General features: G+C 72.2%; 16 protein-coding genes and 1 pseudogene. 9 read left to right on the forward strand and 8 right to left on the reverse strand.

Going from position 1 to position 15,027, the window contains the following annotated elements; all coding sequences use genetic code 11:
- Positions 1-57: 57 nt before the first annotated feature.
- Positions 58-1,371 carry an MFS transporter gene (locus tag P4R38_RS15850; RefSeq protein ID WP_277193023.1) on the reverse strand — a complete coding sequence of 438 codons (1,314 nt, stop codon included), beginning with the start codon at positions 1,369-1,371 and terminating at the stop codon, positions 58-60.
- A 201-nt stretch (positions 1,372-1,572) separates the two neighbouring features.
- On the opposite strand from P4R38_RS15850, the gene P4R38_RS15855 reads away from it, so the two are divergent.
- The 8 genes from P4R38_RS15855 (at position 1,573) to P4R38_RS15890 (ending at position 7,439) form a co-directional block, all read left to right on the forward strand.
- A complete protein-coding gene (locus tag P4R38_RS15855) occupies positions 1,573-1,965 on the forward strand; it encodes a DoxX family protein (protein ID WP_275238118.1) in 393 nt (130 codons plus the stop codon).
- Positions 1,966-2,114: 149 nt separating this feature from the next.
- Positions 2,115-2,471: a DUF3253 domain-containing protein gene (locus P4R38_RS15860; RefSeq protein ID WP_277193024.1), complete on the forward strand. Its 357-nt coding sequence runs from the start codon at positions 2,115-2,117 to the stop codon at positions 2,469-2,471.
- 55 nt (positions 2,472-2,526) lie between these two features.
- Complete coding sequence (locus P4R38_RS15865) at positions 2,527-2,967, forward strand: VOC family protein (protein ID WP_346770764.1); 441 nt, start codon at positions 2,527-2,529, stop codon at positions 2,965-2,967.
- Between the two features lie 58 nt (positions 2,968-3,025).
- Positions 3,026-3,454 carry an MOSC domain-containing protein gene (locus tag P4R38_RS15870; protein WP_275238120.1) on the forward strand — a complete coding sequence of 143 codons (429 nt, stop codon included), beginning with the start codon at positions 3,026-3,028 and terminating at the stop codon, positions 3,452-3,454.
- A 95-nt stretch (positions 3,455-3,549) separates the two neighbouring features.
- On the forward strand, positions 3,550-4,818 hold the full coding sequence (locus P4R38_RS15875; protein ID WP_277193025.1) for an HNH endonuclease signature motif containing protein: 1,269 nt from the start codon (positions 3,550-3,552) through the stop codon (positions 4,816-4,818).
- Between the two features lie 390 nt (positions 4,819-5,208).
- The gene (locus P4R38_RS15880; protein ID WP_277193026.1) at positions 5,209-6,114 is read left to right on the forward strand and encodes a hypothetical protein; all 906 of its coding nucleotides are present in this window, start codon (positions 5,209-5,211) and stop codon (positions 6,112-6,114) included.
- A 249-nt stretch (positions 6,115-6,363) separates the two neighbouring features.
- Positions 6,364-6,951: a class I SAM-dependent methyltransferase gene (locus P4R38_RS15885; RefSeq protein WP_409201274.1), complete on the forward strand. Its 588-nt coding sequence runs from the start codon at positions 6,364-6,366 to the stop codon at positions 6,949-6,951.
- Positions 6,952-7,127: 176 nt separating this feature from the next.
- Complete coding sequence (locus tag P4R38_RS15890) at positions 7,128-7,439, forward strand: GlsB/YeaQ/YmgE family stress response membrane protein (RefSeq protein WP_275238123.1); 312 nt, start codon at positions 7,128-7,130, stop codon at positions 7,437-7,439.
- A gap of 57 nt (positions 7,440-7,496) precedes the next feature.
- On the opposite strand, the gene P4R38_RS15895 is transcribed toward P4R38_RS15890, so the two are convergent.
- From P4R38_RS15895 to P4R38_RS15910, 4 genes are read right to left on the reverse strand one after another with little or no spacing between them, the layout of a single operon-like run.
- On the reverse strand, positions 7,497-8,396 hold the full coding sequence (locus P4R38_RS15895) for a cation diffusion facilitator family transporter (RefSeq protein WP_277193027.1): 900 nt from the start codon (positions 8,394-8,396) through the stop codon (positions 7,497-7,499).
- Positions 8,393-9,454 carry a cation diffusion facilitator family transporter gene (locus P4R38_RS15900; protein ID WP_409201275.1) on the reverse strand — a complete coding sequence of 354 codons (1,062 nt, stop codon included), beginning with the start codon at positions 9,452-9,454 and terminating at the stop codon, positions 8,393-8,395. The genes P4R38_RS15895 and P4R38_RS15900 overlap by 4 nt, the downstream gene beginning before the upstream one ends.
- Positions 9,454-9,825: an ArsR/SmtB family transcription factor gene (locus P4R38_RS15905; RefSeq protein ID WP_277193036.1), complete on the reverse strand. Its 372-nt coding sequence runs from the start codon at positions 9,823-9,825 to the stop codon at positions 9,454-9,456. The genes P4R38_RS15900 and P4R38_RS15905 overlap by 1 nt, the downstream gene beginning before the upstream one ends.
- Before the next feature lie 47 nt (positions 9,826-9,872).
- Positions 9,873-11,504, reverse strand: a complete 1,632-nt coding sequence (locus P4R38_RS15910) for an acyl-CoA dehydrogenase family protein (protein ID WP_277193028.1) — start codon at positions 11,502-11,504, stop codon at positions 9,873-9,875.
- 209 nt (positions 11,505-11,713) lie between these two features.
- On the opposite strand from P4R38_RS15910, the gene P4R38_RS15915 reads away from it, so the two are divergent.
- Positions 11,714-12,571 (forward strand): SGNH/GDSL hydrolase family protein, encoded by an 858-nt coding sequence (locus P4R38_RS15915; RefSeq protein ID WP_277193029.1) that lies wholly within the window; start codon positions 11,714-11,716, stop codon positions 12,569-12,571.
- An 88-nt stretch (positions 12,572-12,659) separates the two neighbouring features.
- Here P4R38_RS15915 and P4R38_RS15920 read toward each other — a convergent pair whose 3' ends face one another.
- The 3 genes and pseudogenes from P4R38_RS15920 to P4R38_RS15930 form a co-directional block, all read right to left on the reverse strand.
- Positions 12,660-13,928 (reverse strand): amidohydrolase, encoded by a 1,269-nt coding sequence (locus tag P4R38_RS15920; protein ID WP_277193030.1) that lies wholly within the window; start codon positions 13,926-13,928, stop codon positions 12,660-12,662.
- Between the two features lie 3 nt (positions 13,929-13,931).
- On the reverse strand, positions 13,932-14,759 hold the full coding sequence (locus tag P4R38_RS15925) for a trimeric intracellular cation channel family protein (RefSeq protein ID WP_277193031.1): 828 nt from the start codon (positions 14,757-14,759) through the stop codon (positions 13,932-13,934).
- 34 nt (positions 14,760-14,793) lie between these two features.
- Positions 14,794-15,027, reverse strand: a pseudogene (locus tag P4R38_RS15930) (cytochrome ubiquinol oxidase subunit I); the annotation flags it as partial.

The raw sequence follows: 15,027 nt of genomic DNA on the forward strand, positions 1-15,027 counted from the left end.
GACGAAGGCGTCCAGATCGTCGACCACTGACCCGGTTCGCCGCCTGACCGGTCGGCCTCACGGCGCGGGACCTGCGCCCGTGCTCGAACGCGCTGCCGCCAGCGCGGCGACGGCGAGAGCCGCGGCGAAGAGGCCGTACGCCTCAGCAAAGCGCGCCGGGGTCACGTTCGAGCCGCTCACCAGGACGCCGCCGACGGCACCGCCCACCAGTCCTCCGAACGCCTCGGCAGTGATGGCCGCCGTGGCCACCTGCTCCTCGCTGAGCGAGCCGCTCGGGGTCGTGGCGCGCAGGTAGACGGTCGGGTAGAAGAGTCCGACCCCGACACCGGCGACCGCCCACAGCACGGCCCCGAGAAGGAACGGCGCTCCGACCGCACCGAGGAGCCCGACACTCGCGATGCAGCCGGCAGACACCAGGAGTGCCGCGGCTGCCGAGAGCGAGCGACCGGTCCGTTCGACGCGCGTCAGCACGAGGCTCGCGACGGCCCAGCCGACCGATGCGACGCCCAGCGCGATCCCGGCCTCGGCGAGTGACGCGCCGTACGCGCCCGTGAAGAGCAGCGTGATCAGTGCGCCGGCGCCGAAGTAGCCGACTGCGAACGTCGTGAGCGACAGCAGCCCGGCAGGCGCGCCACGCCGCATCGTCACGGTGCCCGCCGGTACGAGCGCGACGAAACCGAACGCCGCTACCAGCAGGAGCGCCCAGCCGACGACGTTCGTACCGGCAAGGAGGAATCCGACCACGCCGACCGGCACCAGCAGCGTGCGTACGACGGGTCGGCGTCCAGGAACGGGCCCGCTGGGCGGGACGTCACGGACGATCAGCGCCCGCGCGCCGAGGACGATCGGGATCGGCGTCAGGAGGGTCCATCGCCAGCCGATCAGGTGCTCGAGACCGACGATGATCGCAGGACCGACCAGGCCCGGCAGGAGCCACATCGCCGAGGACAGGGCAATCACGACCTTGCGGGTGTCGTCGTCCAGGTGCTTGACCGCGGCGCTCACCCCGAAGACTCCGAGCAGCCCGCCGGCAAACCCGGCGATGAATCGTCCGACAGCGAAGAACCACACCCCGTCCGCGGTCGCGGAGACGACACCGCCGACGAGAGTGGCCAGCATCCCGAGCAGCAACGTCGACCGCGAGCCGAGCAGCCCCAGCAGGCGAACCGCCGAGGGCAGGGCCACGAAGAGCCCGACGGTCGCACCGCTCACCAGGACGCCGACGCCCGACGTGACACGGAACGAGGACACGATCACCGGTAGCAACGTCTGGGCGACGAACGTGGACACCGACGCGGCCAGCTCGAGCAGCACGATGCTCGCCCCGAGCGCTCGCGCGCGGCGCCCAGTCAGTCGTTCGGTCTGCGCCATGGTTTCGCCTCCTGCGTTGTCGTCCCGGGGCGCGAGTATGCTAGCAACATAGCACCCCCCCGAGGGTCGGGCGCCGGGTAGAAGCTGACCCCACTTCCATCGCCGCCGCGAGAACACCGCTCCATCGCCTGCCCGACAGCCGGACTCGCGGGCCGTAGCCGACGTACTGTCGTGCGAGGACGGCAACGAGAGGACGCACCCATGAAGAACCCCGTGCGAGCCGTGGCTCGCCTGCTCATCGGCTCGACGTACGCGATGCTCGGGTACGACGCCTGGACGGCACCTGGTGGGCGGGTCGATGCCGCCGGCTCGACGCTGGCGGCGCTGCGCGAGGTGATCCCGCTGCCCGAGAACGACGAGGGACTGGTCCGCTTCAACGGGGCTGTGCAGACCGTCGGAGGTGCGGCGATCGCGCTCGGCATCATGCCGCGACCAGCCGCGGCCGCGGTCCTCGGCTCGTTAGCCCCGACGACGGTCGCAGGGCACGCGTTCTGGAAGGTCGACGACCCCGCGGCACGCAAGCAGCAGCAGACGCAGTTCATGAAGAACCTCGCGATGCTCGGTGGGCTCGTCTACATCGTTCTCGACGGCTGACGGAGGCGACGGCGCTGAGCCCGACCGAGCACACGCCCGACGGCCGGCACATCGTCGTCGACGGACGGCGTTGGCGCGCAACAGATCCCGCCATCCCGGAGAAGTTCCGCGCCGAGCTCGTGGACGAGCTGTCACGGGCTCGTCGGCTGGTGAGGACCGACGCCGACATCGCGCGTCCGATGGTGCAGGACGCCAAGGTCGCGCTGGGCGAGCGCGGGCGGGCATGGTGGGAGGAACGTTCGGAGCAGGACGACCGGGAGCGCCTCGCCGCGACGATCCGGGCGCTCCTGCGTCACCGCGGCGAGAAGACGATCTGCCCCAGCGACGCCGCTCGTACGGCCGGTGGCGAGAGCTGGCGGCGCCTGATGCCACTTGCCCGTGAGGTCGCCGCCGCGCTCGCGCGGGATGGTGTGATCGAGGTCCGACAGCGGGGCGAGGTCGTCGACATCACGCAGGTTCGCGGCCCGGTTCGGCTGGCGGCCGGACCGGAGCTCACACGTGGGTGACCGTCCTCGCGCTTCGGACGTAGATCGTCCTGATCCCTCCCTACCGTCCATGGCCATGAGCAACGACGGCGACTCGCCCGACCCGAACCCGTCCCGTACGAGCTGCTCCGGCCTTCGCTCCCGCCGGCCGGGCATGTGGTGGGGTGGCGCGATCGAGGCGCCGGACCCCAGTGCGCTCGCGCGGTTCTACTCCGACCTGCTCGGCTGGCCCGTCGGTCACGAGGAGCCGGGGACAGCGATCCTGGCCGTGCCCGGGGGCGGCACCTACCTGGTGTTTCAGCAGGCGACGGACTACCGGCGCCCGGTCTGGCCGCCGGCGGACGGGCAGCAACGGCCGATGATGCACCTCGACTTCCAGGTGGGTGACCTGGCCTCGGCCGTGGAGGACGCGATCTCCCTCGGTGCGACCCTTGCCGCCGAGCAGCCGCAGGACAACGTCCGCGTCCTCCTCGACCCGGCCGGCCACCCGTTCTGCCTGTGCGTCGAGCAGGACTGACCACGGTCGCCGTACGGCCGCGGGAGAACGCGCCGGGTCGGCGAGGCACGATGGCGGCATGGCCACGGTGCTGTCGATCCATCTCGCGCCCGCGCGGCGACTGCCGACACGGGAGGTCGACTCCGTGGTCGCGGAGGCGGGTACGGGCCTCGTCGGCGACCGGTACCACGGGACCAAGCACCGGCACGTCACCGTCCAGGCCGGCGAGGCGCTGGAGGCGGCCGCGGCTGACCTCGGCGCGCCGATCGACCCCGGTCTGACCCGCCGGAACATCACCATCTCCGGCACTGAGGTGCCGACGAAACCCGGCGCCCGGCTGACCATCGGCGAGGTCGAGCTCGAGGTGGTGCGGATCGCAGCACCGTGCCGGCTGCTGGACGACGCCATCGGGCCAGGCGCGGCGCGGGCGCTGCATGCTCGTGGGGGTACCGTCCTGCGGCTGCTCACGTCCGGCGTCATCCGCGTCGGTGACCCCGTGACTTTCTGACGAGTCATCCACATCCCCGCCGGGCGCGACGTCGTCGCCCACAGGCCCCTCGCGCGTGGCTCCCGCAACCGGCTCCGCGTCCCTACGGTGCCGCCATGGCCGTTCAGACGTACGCCGAGCCGGCACCCGCCCGGGTGCTCCTCGACGCTGCGCGCGAGGCCGCCGCCACCCTCGGCCCGGCCACCGACCTGCCGGCCCCCTGGGGCCTCCCGGATGCCGAGCTCGAGGAGCTGCTCGCCCTCGCCGGCTCGATCCGTTCCGCGGTCGAGCGGGTCGAGGTCAGTGCCGTCCGGGAGGGAGTGCGGCGGGGTCTGCACCGCGGGCAGGGGTTCGGCGTCGTCGACTGGGTTCGCCTGGTCCAGTCGCGTGCCGGTCTCGCACCCGACCCGTCGCACGCCGCGCGGTTGAACCGGGTCGCCGCGCTCCCCGACCAGGCCGCCGGCCAGCCGGTGTGGGAGGCGTTCTGCGCTGCCACAGTCGGCCTAGGCAAGGCGGACCAGCTCGCGCGGTTCGTCGCGGACACCGCGCCGGTCGCCGAGCCCTCCGACCTGCATGACACCGTGACGGTGCTGACGGAGGCGGCGTCGGACTCCTCGGGCGAGAGTGGCCTGACTCCTGGTGAGCTGCACGCCGCCGTACGCCGCGCCGGGCTGCTTCTCAAGCCCGAGCGTGACCTCGCCCGCGAGCAGGACGCCGCCCGACGTGGTCGTGCACTCCACCGGGCGGCCGGTCCGGCAGGGCTGACCGCCTACCACCTGCTCCTCGACCCGGACGCGTCCGCGGTGATCGACGCCGCCGTCGCGGGGCTGTCCGAGCCGGTGACCGGCCTCGACGGTGAGCCGGACCCGCGCACCGCGGCCACGCGGCGGGCGGACGCGCTCGTCGAGGTCGTCCGTCGCGGCGCGGGCAACCCGGAGGGAATGCCACAGACGCCCAAGGCTCAGGTCGTCGTCACGATCTCCTACGACCAGCTCGAGAAGGGCATCACCGGGGCCGGCGTGACCGCCACGGACCAGGTGCTGAGTGCGGCCGACGTCCGCCGCCTCGCGTGCGACGCCGGCATCATCCCGATGGTTCTCGGATCGCGCGGCGAGGTGCTCGACGTCGGCCGGGAGCAACGCCTCTTCTCCACGGCACAGCGTCGAGCCCTGCGGCAGCGCGACCGCGGCTGCACCTACCCGGGTTGCACGATTCCCGCGCCGTGGTGCGACGCCCACCACGTGCTCTGGTGGTCCCGTGGTGGCACGAGCAGTCTCGACAACGCCGCTCTGCTGTGCGGGCGCCACCACACCCTGGTCCACCAGCGCGACCTGACGGCCACTGTCACCGACACCGGCGTCACCTGGCACCGCGGCGACCCCTGAGTGGTCCGCCCCGCAACCCGCCGGCGCGGCGGGCCGGTCGGCATGCTCTCGCGGATCTGTGATGCCGTTCGCGATGTCCCGCGCGGCCTGTGAGCCTGCCGCCCGCCGACCCTTGCGACGCCGTGGGCGGTCGATCAGCGGGAGCATCCTGGCCGGTTCGGACGTTCGTCCCGAAGCGGCTCCCGGGGCGCCGCACAGTGTGGGAGCATCTCCGCCGTGAATCGCGGTGCCCAGTCCGAGAAGACCCCAGCCTCAACAGACTTCGATACGAACGCTCCCGACCGCTCACCGTCGTCCACCGCCGATTCGTCCGCGCCCGCCGGCGTTCCTGGATCCGCTGACACCGGTCGCTCCGACCGGCCGCGGCGTTCTGGCGACCGGCGGGGTCGCTTGCCGGGATGGCTCCTGCTCGTCCTGGCCGCCATCGCGTTCTGGTCGATCGGTCAGCTGCCGTGGATCGTGACCGGGATGCGGCTCGGCATCTCGGACGCGTGGCCGGACGTGCCTCCTCGGGGTGCGCCACGCGTGGCGCTCCCGTTCAACGAGTACGCCTTCCAGCCGCTGCTGGTCGGCGGGGTGATCGGCGGTGCGGCCGCGGTCGCCCTGAGCAGCTGGGCGGCCCCGTCGGTGCGTTGGCGGCGCACGCTGGCCGCGACAGCCGGCCTTCTCGCGCTGCTCATCGCCCTCGGCCACACGCTCCAGGTCGTCGACGGTGAGCTCGGGGAACGGCGCGAGGCGCGCCTGCTGGTCGTCGCGTTGGTGGGCTTCGCTCTGGTGAGTGGTGTCGTCGGGCTGCTGGCCGGAGCCGTCCTGGCCCGCGGCCGCCATGGGCTGGCGTGGCCGGTCGCTGCGGCACTGGTCGCGGGCCTCGCGGGTCCCTGGCTCAACGACCTGGTTCACCGCTCCCCCGCCCTCGACGGCTCCTGGACGGACACGGTCGCGCGCTGGCACCCCTGGGTCGGCGGCGCGCTGCTCGGCATCTGCCTGGCGGTCTGGGGGGCACGACCGGCCGTCCGACTGATCGGCACCGTCGCCGCCCTGGCCGTCCTGTGGGTCGTGCCCGCGGCGCTCACCGCGCTCGGTTACGTGACCTACTACGGCACCCGCACGTCGCCGAGCCGACAGACGGTCAGGGAGGTGCTCGACTCAGGTCGCGACGTCTTCGTGGAGGCGCTGAAGCAGACGAGCGCGCCGGTCGTGGGCCCGCTGATTCTCGCGCTCCTGCTCGGTCTGGTCGGCGCGGTCGTCACCGGGTCACCGTCCCGGCCGACACCCGGTGTGGCCCCCACGGCCTGACCGTCACGGGGCGGGCGCGGGCGCCCCCAGCCGCCGTCATGACTGAAACCGGTGGACCTCGTCCCCCGGCCGCGGCACGCTCGGTGGTCATGACGAGCAGCGACCTGTGGACCGCGGAGATGGCGGAGCGTTACGACGAGAGCTCGGCCTTCATGTTCGCCCCGGACGTTCCTCGACCCAGCGGTCGACTTCCTCGCTCATCTCGCGGATGACGGTCCCGCGCTCGAGCTGGCCGTCGGCACCGGACGAGTGGCGGTTCCCCTGCTGGCGCGCGGTGTTCAGGTCACCGGGATCGAGCTGTCAGCCCCGATGGTGGAGCAGCTGCACCGCAAGGTGCCGTCCGATCGGCTGCCCGTCGTCGTCGGCGACATGGCCACCACGGTCGTTCCCGGCGAGTTCTCGCTCGTCTATCTCGTCTGGAACAGCATCGGGAACCTGCGCACGCAGGACGAGCAGGTCGCGTGCTTCCGCAACGCCGCTCGTCACCTGGCTCCGGGTGGCCGGTTCGTCATCGAGCTGTGGGTGCCGGGCATCCGCCGCTTCCCGCCGGGCCAGGCCGCGGTGCCGTTCGACGTTTCCGACCGGCACGTCGGGTTCGACACGTACGACATGGCCACTCAGCAGGGGACATCGCACCACTACACGCGGCGGGACGACGACAGCGTCCGCTACGGGCAGAGCAACTTCCGTTACATCTGGCCGGCCGAGTGCGACCTGATGGCTCGGCTCGCCGGCCTGGAGCTGGAGGAACGCGTCGCCGACTGGGACGGGTCGCCCTTCACCTCGGACAGCGAGAGCCACGTCTCGGTCTGGCGCAAGCCACGCTCGCAGCAATGAGGCCGGCCGTCGCGGCCGAGTGAATACACACCGGAACACCTTCTCGACAGGCTTTGTCGAGGGTTTGTGTACTTCCTGTCCAGGCTTTCAGTACGCTTCCCGCGCATCACCCGCGCCCACCCCTCCGGCGCGGGACAGCGACGGGGTCGTCTCGGGCGACCCTGGAGGAGAAGTCCATGATCGAGAACATCATCATCTGGCTTGTCATCGGGCTCGTGGTCGGAGTGCTCGGCAGGCTCATCCTGCCGGGGCGGGCGTCCGTCGGCTGGGTTCCCACCATCGGCATCGGCATCGTTGCGGCGCTGGTCGGCGGTTGGCTCAGCTACCGGGTGCTGCACGTCGATGACAGCGACTACCGGCCGTTCGGCTTCGAGGGCGACGGGTGGATCGCGTGGGTCCCGATGATCATCAGTGTCGTTCTGGCCGCGGTCGGCATCTCGCTGTACGCCGGCTCGGCCGGGCGCGGGCACAGGCGTGCGCGTCGCTGACGGCTGACTCCTGAAGGACGGCCCGGTCTCCTCGGAGGCCGGGCCGCTCTTCGTTCTCTACCAGGACATCTCGTTGCAGGACGACGCGTCGGCCTCCACCTGCAGCGTGGCGTGCTCGATGTCGTACTCGTCCCGCATCAGGCGTCGCGCACGCTCCAGCACCGCTGTCGTCTGCCCGCTCGGGGCGACCAGGTGCGCGGTCGCGACGTTCATGCCCGAGGTCAGCGTCCACAGGTGCAGGTCGTGCACGCCCCGTACGCCGGCCACCTCGCGCAACCGGTGCTCGACCTCGTCCGGGTCGATGCCGCGTGGAGCGTGCTGGCCCAGGACGGCCAGCACCTCGCGCGCCAGCAGGACCGCTCGCACCGCGACGAAGGTCGCGATCGCGAGCGCCACGCCCGTGTCCCACCAGACGTTGCCGGTCGCGGCCACCAGCACCCCGGCCACGATCACCCCCACCGACCCGACGGTGTCGGCGACGACCTCGAGGTAGGCGCCCTTCACGTTGAGGCTCTCCGCCGCGCCGCCCCGCAGGAGCAGCAGCGCGATCACGTTGACCGCCAGGCCGATCGCGCCGACCACCAGCATCGGAGCGGTCGCGACGTCGACGACGTCACCGACCCGGCCGAGCGCCTCCACGGCGACGTAGACGGCCGCGGCGAGCATCAGCAGCACCGTCAGCCCGGAAGCGAACACCTCCGCGCGGTACGACCCGAACGTCCGCCGGCCGGTCGTGTCCGGGCGGGTGGCGATGCGGGTGGCGGCGAGCGCCGCGCCCAGGGCGACGACGTCGGCGGCCATGTGACCCGCGTCCGACAGGAGCGCCAGCGACCCGGACCACAGCGCGAAGGCGAGCTCGACGACGAAGTACGCGGCCACCAGGGCGAACGCGGTCGTCAGCCGCCACCGGTGCCGTCCGCCGGCGTGCTGGGCGTGGCCGTGCGAGTGACCGCTCACCGCTGCTCCCGCGTCCCCAGCCGTACGGCGACCGGTTCCGCCGGCGTACAGCAGCCGTCGGCGCATCCGCCGGCCGTGGTGGACCCGCCACTCCCGGCCGACGGTGCGCAGCAGCCTTCGCCGCGCCACGCCTGGACGCCCTCGCGCACGGCGACCGCCGCGATGACCAGTCCGGCCACCGGGTCTGCCCAGCTCCAGCCGACCGTGGCGTTCAGCACCAGGCCGACGAGCAGCACGGCCGACAGGTACGTGCACAGCAGCGTCTGCGTGGAGTCCGCGACGACCGCGTTCGAGCCGAGGGCCTTCCCCGTGCGCCGCTGGGCCCAGGAGAGGAACGGCATGACCGCGAGCGACACGGCCGCAAGGACGATGCCGACCGTCGAGGACTCCGGCTCACCGCCGGTGACGAGCGTGCGGGTGGACTCGACGAGCACGTACCCGGCGAGGGCGAAGAAGGACAGCGCCATCAGCCGCAGCGCACGGCGCTCCCGGGTCTCTGGGAGGTGGTGGGCGAACTGCCACAGCACGATCAGGCCGCTGCTCACCTCGACGAGGGAGTCCAGCCCGAACCCGACCAGCGCCACCGAACCGGCGATGCCGCCGGCCACCAGCGCGACGGCCGCCTCGACGACGTTGTACGTGACGGACGTCGCGGCCAGGAGCCGAGCGCGCCGACGAAGCCGTACGGTCCGCGCGTCCGGGGTCGCCGACTCGCGGTCCTGGTCGTCGCCGATCGAGGACTCGCGGTCCAGAACGAGCCGCGCCTGCGCGTACAGGCCGTCGACGACGTCGGCGTGCTGGGCCGGCACGGCGACCTCGAGGTCGTAACGGTCGGCGAGCGACGATCCGGCGAACGAGAAGAAGGAGCAGCACTGCTGCTCACGCGCGACCAGGTCGTCCACCTCATCGCGCGCGGCAGCGTCGAAGGACAGGACCATCCGTAGCCGGTCGTCCCGGCGGGCGCCGCGGAGCGCCGGTTCGAGCAGAGCACCGAGCTCCGCGGTACGCAGCGGCCGCTCCGCCGTGGGCAGCGTGCACACGTCGGGGACCCGGCTCATCACACACCGGCCCGGGGTGCGGTCGGGCAGAGGACGACGGCGTCCCTGGTCGCGGCCAGCAGGCCTTCGGCGGCGGCGAGGATCGCCAGCACCTGGTCGGCGTGCGCGACGGAGAAGACGGACGCCCGGCCGACCGGGCGCGAGGTGACCAGGCCGCAGTCGCGAAGGCAGGCCAGGTGCTTGGAGACGGTCGACTGCGCGAGTCCGAGGTGCTCGGTGAGCTCGACGACCTTGTGCTCCCCGAGCAGCAGATGCCGCAGGATCGCCACCCGCGAGGTGTCTCCCAGCGCCCGGAAGAGTGAGGCCGCCGACGCCGCTGCGGCAGGCTCGTCCAGCCCGTCCGCATGCTGCGCACCGATCACCTGATTCATCGCCATAAGGCGATGATAACGCCCGCTGGCGAGACTCGACGGGCGGTCTACTCGGGGGCGGGAACGGTGACCGTGGCCCGGTCGATGATCGGCGCGAGGTCGAGCCCGCTGGGCAGCGTGCCGAACGCCCCGCCCCAGTCGCGGGAGAGTCGCGAGGCGCAAAAGGCGTCCGACACCGCGCTCGGGGCGTAGCGGACCAGCAGCGACCCTTGCAGGATGAGCGCCATCAGCTCGACCACCCGGCGGGCGCGCAGCTCGATGTCGTCGAACGCGGTGAGCTCCTTCTTCAGCCGAGCGACCGCGTCGTCCAGCCGGGTCTCGCCGGCCGCCTGCTGCACCTCCTCGAAGTACGCGTCCAGCGTGTGCGGCTCCTTGGCGATGGCGCGCAGCGCGTCGAGAGCGGCGACGTTGCCCGACCCCTCCCAGATGGACAGCAAGGGCAGCTCGCGGTAGATGCGCGGCATGCCCGACTCCTCGACGTACCCGTTGCCGCCCAGGCACTCCAGCGCCTCACCCGCGAGGACCGGGCCACGCTTGCAGACGTAGTACTTCGTCACGGCGAGCGCGATGCGCCGGAGCGCCGCTTCCTGCGAATCACCCTGCACGGCATGGTCGTTCGCGCCCGCGAGCCGCAGCATCGTGGTGGTGGCGGCCTCCGACTCGACGGCCATGTCGGCCAGCACGTTGCGCATCAGGGGCTGGTCGATCAGCAGCTTCCCGAATGCGTGCCGGTGTCGCGCGTGGTGCACTGCCTCGACCAGCGCGGTGCGCATCCCCATCGAGGTGCCGATGACGCAGTCGAGCCGCGTCATGTTGACCATCTCGACGATCGTGCGGACGCCGCGGCCCTCCTCACCCACCAGCCAGCCGGACGCGCCGTCGTACTCGACCTCGGACGAGGCGTTGGAGTGGTTGCCCAGCTTGTCCTTCAGCCGCATCAGTCGCATCGTGTTGCGCTCGCCGCCCGGCAGCACGCGCGGGACGAGGAAGCAGGACAGCCCGCCCGGTGCCTGGGCCAGCGTGAGAAACAGGTCGGACATCGGCGCGGACGTGAACCACTTGTGGCCGACCAGCTCGTACGTGCCGTCCGAGCGGGGCGTTGCGGTCGTGGTGTTGGCGCGGACGTCGGAACCGCCCTGCTTCTCGGTCATCGACATGCCGGCGATGAGGCCACGCTTCGTCGCGGGGTCGCGCAAGCCGAAGTCATACGTCCGGCTGGTCAGCAGCGGCTCGAACGTCGCTGCGAGAGAAGCGTTCTGACGCAGAGCGGGGACGACTGCGTAGGTCATGGAGATCGGGCAGCCGTGGCCGGCGTCGACCGACCAGGCCATGAACTTCGCCGCGCGTGCCACGTGCGCACCGGGCCGGTCGTCGGCCCACGGCGCCGCGTGCAGGCCGTGGGAGACGGCCGTCTCCATCAGGGAGTGGTACGCGGGGACGTACTCCACCTCGTCGACGCGATGCCCGTAGCGGTCGTGGGTCCGCAGCGTCGGAGGGTGGCGCTCGGCCAGCCGCGCCCAGTCCTGGGCCTCGGCCGTCCCGGCGAGCCGACCGACCTCGCGCACCTCGTCCTCGGCCCAGCCGGCGCCCTCACGGTGCAGCCCCTCGATGAGCGCCGGGTCGTCGGTGGTGCTGTGACCCACCAGCGGCGGCACCTGGTTGAGGACCTCGTGCGTCATGCCGCCACCGTACGACCGCGCCGTCCGCCCGGACCCCCTCGCTTCGGCAAAAGCTGGCCGCGAGCACAGCCATGCATGTGCAGACCACCACCTTTTGCCGAGGGGGAGCGGATATTCGATGGGCGGTTTTCGTGTGACGTGGGTCACTTTTTCGCTAAGTTACGCATGCGTAGCCTCGCAGGAGCCTCCCCCTCTCCCTTGGAGCATCCATGTCCTCTCACCGCATCACCCGCAGCGTTCTCGCCCTGGCCGCCGCCGGCCTCATGGCCGCCGCGGCCGCCGGCCCCGCGCAGGCGGCCGACCCCGTGAAGTACGTCAACCTCGGCGACAGCTACAGCGCCGGGTCCGGCGTCCTGCCGCTCACCTCGTACAACCCCGTGTGCCTGCAGTCGGCGCGCAACTGGGCGCACGACATCGCGAGCGCGAAGGGCTACCAGCTCACCGACGTCAGCTGCGGCGCCGCGCAGACCAAGGACCTGCGCGGCAGCCAGTACCTCGGCGTCGCACCGCAGCTCGACGCCGTGAGCGCCGACACCGACGTCGTCACGATCACGATGGGCGGGAACGACAACAACACCTTCATCGGCGCGATCACCGCGTGCGGCACCGCTGCCGTCGCCACCGCGGGCTTCGGCAGCCCGTGCAAGACGCTGTACGGCGACACGTTCACCAACGCGATCAACAACGAGACCTACCCGGCACTGGTCCAGGGGCTGCGCGACATCAAGGCCAAGGCGCCGAACGCCAAGGTCATGATCTCCGGCTACCCGTGGATCACGCCGGCGACCGGGAGCTGCTACCCGCAGCTGCCGATCGCTCGCGGTGACGTCGCGTACCTGCACGACCTGCAGACGGTCCTGAACAGCGCTGTCAGCCGGGCCGCCGCGGACACCGGTGCGACGTACGTCGACCTGTCGAAGGTGTCGGCCGGCCACGACGCGTGCCAGGCGCCCGACGTGCGCTGGGTCGAGCCGGCCATCTTCACCACCCAGCTCGTCCCGGTCCACCCCAACGCGCTGGGTGAGCAGGGCATGGCCGACGCCGCGGTGAAGCAGGGCCGCCTGTAGCTCCCGCACCTCGCGACGCCCGGTCGGCCCGTCGGCCGGCCGGGCGTTCGGGGTCCGACCTCGACGCGGGCGCTCACCAGGCGCGGACCTACGAGGCGGGCGGGGGGCCGAGGTAGGCGAGGGCGGCGACGACCATCGCCTGGGTGCCGCGGTCCAGGGTGGGGCGGACGACCGGCGCGAACGTCGGCGAGTGGTTCACCGGGATCTTCTGGGCGACCTTCCCCTCCTTCTCCGCCGCGGCGTACGTGTCCGGGTCAATGCCGCCGATTCCCCAGTAGGAGTAAGGGATTCCGAGCTCGTTCGGGATGTCGCTGAAGTCCTCGCTCGCGCTCTGCAGCGGCAGCTCGCTCCACTCGTCGCCGAAGAAGTCCTGGAACGCTGCCGTGACCCTCCCGGTGACCTCCGGGTCGTTCGTTGTCGCCGGGAACCGGTCGTACAGCTCGAAGTCCGGCGGCTCGGGCGCACCGGACGCCTCGGACTCGGCGGTCGCGATCCGGCGGATGGCGTCGAGGACGGCCCGCCGGGTGTCCTCGTGGTACGTCCGGGTGTTCAGCTCGAGGACGGCCTCGTCGCCGATGACGTTGCTCTTCGAGCCCGCCCGGATGCTGCCGACTGTGAGCACCGCCGGCTCGGTCGGTGCGACCTCGCGGGAGACGACCGTCTGCAGCCGGACCACGATCATCGACGCCATCACGACCGGGTCGACCGCGGCCTGCGGCGCCGAGCCGTGCGCGCCGCGGCCGTGCAGGGTGATGCGCATGCTGTCGGCGGCGGACAGCACCGGACCCGGACGTGTCGCGACCGTCCCCGCCGGGAGCGGCAGCACGTGCTGAGCGAGAGCGACGTCGACCGACCCGACGATCGTCGCGAGTCCGTCGTCCAGCATGCCGCGCGCCCCGTCGGCGACCTCCTCTGCAGGCTGGAACAGCGCGACGAGCGTGCCGTGCCAGTGGTCCCGACCGGCCGCGAGCAGGGCGGCTGCGCCGGTGAGCGCGGTGACGTGCACGTCGTGCCCGCACGCGTGCATGACCGGGACGTCGGTGTCGCCGTCCTTCGCGACGGCGGTGCTGGCGTACGGCAGTGCGGTCGCCTCCTTGACCGGCAGCGCATCCATGTCCGCGCGGAGCAGGACGGTCGGGCCGTCGCCGTTGCGCAGGACGCCGACGACGCCGGTCCCGCCCACGCCGGTGGTGACGGCGAAGCCGGTTTTCTCGAGCCGGTCGGCGACCGCCGCCGCGGTCCGCCTCTCCTGATGTGACAGCTCGGGGTGCTCGTGCAGGTCGCGGTAGAAGGACTCCAGCTCGTCCCGCAGGTCGTCCAGGCGATCCAGAACCTGCTGCGCCGGGGTGCTCGTCATCCCTCACTCCTTCTGCTGGTCGTGCTCCGGGTCGTGCTGGTTCGGCGGGTGCTGGTCCGGTGCGTGCTGGTCCGGATCCCTCGGGGGCTCGGCCTCGCGCGGCGGGCGCCGTCCCGACCTGGGCAGGGTCCGCTCCTTCACCGCGCCGGCGATGCGCTGCCGCCGCTCACGATCGAGGCCGGCGCGCGCGACCAGCCCCGCCGGCGACCACGCGTCGGCGTCGGGCAGGAACCAGCCCCGCCAGCGAGCGAGGAGGCACAGCCCTGCTCCGACGAGCGTCGAGGCCACCAGCCCGAGGCTGGGCCTGCTCAGCTCGGTGCACAGGACGAGAACGGCGCTGGCGAGGATGGCGCAGGTCGCGTACAGCGTGTTGCCGCCGAGCACGCTCGGCACGCGGCGTACGACGACGTCCCGGATGGCGCCGCCGCCGACCGCGGTGACCGTCCCGAGCAGGATCGCGGGGAGCCAGCCCACGCCGACCGCCAGGCTCTTCTGCGCACCGACCGCCGCCCAGGTGCCGAGCGCCAGGGCGTCGACGACCGGCCAGACCCGCTCCCACGTCCGGCCCTGGACGTTCGCGAGGTAGCTGATGGTCGCGCCGGCGAGAGCAGCGAGCAGGTACGCGTAGTCGGTCAGCGCGACCGGTCGGCCGGCCTGCAGGAGCACGTCCCGCAGGATTCCGCCGCCGAGGCCGGACAGGACGGCGAGGGTCACGAAACCGATCGGGTCGAGCCGCTCCTGCCGCGCGATGAGTCCGCCCAGGATGGCGTTGGCGAGGACGCCCGTCAGATCGAGCAGCCGGTTGAGCTCGGACAGATGAGCGTGCTCCACCGGCCACTACTCCTTCGCAGACGTCACCACCAGGTCAGCGACCATCCTCCCCCGAGCGGTGACCCTCCCTCGGCCGGTCACCGCCCAGGGTGTCCGAGCCATGATCGGCCGGGCCCATCACCTTGCTGAGGGCGTCCGGGGACGGCTGGACCGAGACGGCCGCGGCGGTGGGGTGGTTGACGTCGAACGCGGGCCGCTCCGAGCGGATCCGCGGGATGGAGTCGAAGTTGTGCCGCGGCGGCGGGCACGAGGTCGCCCACTCCAGCGA

Origin of the sequence: Luteipulveratus flavus, assembly GCF_029439465.1 — a bacterium.
Taxonomy (GTDB): domain Bacteria; phylum Actinomycetota; class Actinomycetes; order Actinomycetales; family Dermatophilaceae; genus Luteipulveratus; species Luteipulveratus flavus.